Source organism: Streptomyces sp. NPDC089915 (assembly GCF_040684675.1).
In the GTDB taxonomy this organism is placed as follows: Bacteria; Actinomycetota; Actinomycetes; order Streptomycetales; family Streptomycetaceae; genus Streptomyces.
This window is the reverse complement of sequence record NZ_JBFBGN010000432.1, coordinates 1-1,027: the sequence shown is the minus strand read 5'-3', so window position 1 is coordinate 1,027 and position 1,027 is coordinate 1. Positions and strand designations below refer to the sequence as shown.

The following is a 1,027-nucleotide window of genomic DNA, read 5'->3' as shown; positions in this document are numbered from 1 at the left end:
GGCGGCGTGTGGCGGCCGCGCCCGCCGCCGCCGCTTCACGCGCGGGAAAACCGGATGCCGTGTGGTGTGCCGTGTGGCCACACTGGCCGGACCGACACAAACCGCCCCGCCCCGAAGGACGTTCCCGCCCGTGCAGGCTGCCGTCACCGTGACCCCCGCCCAGATACCCGAACTCCTGCTCGGTCTCGCCACCGTGCGGCCCGTTTTCCTCTGGGGGGCGCCCGGCATCGGGAAGTCCTCACTCGTCAGGAAGTTCGCCGACTCCCTGGGACTGGAGTGCGTCAGCCTCCTCGGCACGCAGCTCGCCCCCGAGGACCTGATCGGCGTGCCGCAGATCCGTGACGGACGCTCGGTGTTCTGCCCGCCCGAGGCCATCGCCCGCGACGAGCCGTACTGCCTCTTCCTCGACGAGCTCAACGCCGCCGGCCCGGACGTCCAGAAGGCCTTCTACTCGCTGATCCTCGACCGCCGGATCGGCTCCTACGAACTGCCCGCCGGGTCCATCGTCATCGGCGCCGGCAACCGCGCCACGGACAACGCCCTCGCCCGGCCCATCGCCTCCGCCCTGGTCAACCGGCTCACCCACGTCCACCTCCAGGCGTCCGCGCAGGACTGGCTGGTGTGGGCCGGCGAGCACGGCATCCACCCCTGGGTCACCGACTACCTCACCGACCGCCCCGACCACCTCTGGTCGCAGCCGCCCAAGACCGAGGAGCCGTTCTCCACCCCTCGCTCCTGGCACATGCTCTCCGACGCCCTGCACTCCTTCGGCGCGGAGCTGGACGAGCAGACCCTCAAGGTCGTCGCGCACGGCACCCTCACCCCCGCGCACGCCGTCTCCTTCTGCGGTTACGCCAAGATCGTCCGTCACACCTTCGGCATCGACGCCATCCTCAAGGGCGACGCCTCCTGGCCCGCCCGGCTCCAGGACCGCGACCTGCTCTACTACCTCGCGGAGGCCTTCCGGGGCCGTCTGCTGAAGGAGCTCCCGGCGCGGAAGGAGCACGTCTCGCCCGCCCTGCGCCAG

The 1,027-nt window shown here is 71.5% G+C and carries 1 protein-coding gene; it reads left to right on the top strand.

Going from position 1 to position 1,027, the window contains the following annotated elements:
• Nucleotides 1-130: 130 nt before the first annotated feature.
• A partial coding sequence (locus AB0O29_RS36405) for a MoxR family ATPase (protein WP_365160850.1) occupies nt 131-1,027 on the top strand: 897 nt, incomplete at its 3' end.